1 protein-coding gene is annotated in these 1,579 nt (G+C 67.8%); it reads right to left on the reverse strand.

Annotated features, from left to right (window positions below; genetic code table 11):
- Nucleotides 1-248 precede the first annotated feature (248 nt).
- Entirely contained in the window at nucleotides 249-1,514 is a 1,266-nt protein-coding gene (locus StrepF001_RS45225) for an IS701 family transposase (RefSeq protein ID WP_206307176.1), read from the reverse strand.
- Nucleotides 1,515-1,579 lie beyond the last annotated feature (65 nt).

Here is a 1,579-nt window from a genome sequence, read left to right on the forward strand (position 1 = left end):
GTACTACAGCCGGAGATCTTGAGGATCGGTGATGGGTGGGATCGGCGGGTGGTGCGCCCAGGGTTGGAGTCGGTCCGGGAGCGGGTCTCCGCGGCGTCGGTAGTGACTGACCATGGCGCGGGTCTGGTGGAGCCGACGCCATAACTCGCAGGTCAGGACGGTCTCCACGGGGTGGCGCGGGTTGAGATGGGTGGCGGCCAGGCAGTGCCGGATGGTGTGGACCGAGGGGTGCAGGAGTGGGCCGGGGATCAGCCAGCGGCCTCGCTCTCGTCGATGCTCGGCGCTTTTCCCTGGTCGGGCGCCTGCTCCGAGCCGGTGTCCGGCTCGGATTCGAGGGTCTGGCCGGGTTCGGGGAGGGCGGCGCGTTGGATGCTGAGGAACGCGGTGGCCAGCATGCAGGCGGTGACGTGACGGTGCCAGGGGGTCCACTTGCGGACCTGGTACTGAGCCAGGCCGACAAGCTGCTTGTTGATCTCGTTGTCCTCCTCGATCTGCCAGCGGCCACCGGCCCGGGCGATGACCTCCGAGACCGCGGTGGCGGCGGGGGCGTGGATGAGGAAGTAGGCGATCTCCCGGTGAAGTTGGCCGTCCTTGCCGCGTCGGTTTGGGTGCAGGGACCTCCGCAGCACCAGCCAGTGTGTGAAGCCGTCGGCCGGGTTCTCGTCTTTGACCTGCACGGCGAAGGCCGTCCAGTCGTAAAGACGCTCGCCCTTGGCGCCGTCGCCGCAGGAGCGGCGTTCCCACTGGTCACGGGTTTTCGCGTAGTGGAGCAGGTCATCGGCGCGTTTCACGGCCGGCTGGCGCGGCTTGCCCGGCGGGCCGTCGATCGGGAGGTCGACCGGGACGCCGAACACGTACGGCACCTTCCGCCCGTGGCACCAGGCCCGAAGCTGCGGGTCACGGCCATAGCCGGCGTCAGCCAGCACCCAGGAGAACGGCACGTGGGCCGCGCGGGCCTGCTCGAGCATCGAGATGGCCAGCTCGGGCTTGGTGGCGAAGGCGATCTCGTCGGGCACCCCGGCCTGAGCGCACCGTTCGCGGTCGTTCGTCCATTCCTCGGGCAGATACAGGCGGCGGTCTATGAAGGCGTGCCCGGCGGCGGTGGCGTAGGTGAGCATCACCATGGTTTGACAGTTGCGGACATCGCCGGTCAGCCCGCAGTGCTGGAAGGCCACCCCGACCGACTTGGTGCCCTTCTTCTGAGCCTGGGTGTCATCGATGACGAGCGCAGCGTCCTGGTCGCCCAGGTGGGTGATGACGTAGTCGCGGATCGCGTCACGCAGCCGGTCGGCGTCCCACACCGATCCGTTGAGCAGCCACTGCATCCGGTCCGCGGTCACATGCCCGGCCCGCTCCGACAGCGTCCAGCCGTTCTTCTTCGGCAGCTCCGCCAGCAGCCCCTCGATGAACTGCGCGAACACCATGCGAGGCTCCGGCCGGTTGAACAAGTACCCCAACGAACCGGTCAACGCGGACAGTTCAGCATCCCACTCGGCTATCTGCTCAGCCGTCACACCCAGCATCATGCCCGGTCAACGACACCACACAGACTCCGTCACAAGATCTCCGGCTGTAGTAC

This window comes from Streptomyces sp. F001 (genome assembly GCF_004187715.1).
Lineage (GTDB): Bacteria > Actinomycetota > Actinomycetes > Streptomycetales > Streptomycetaceae > Streptomyces > Streptomyces flavusporus.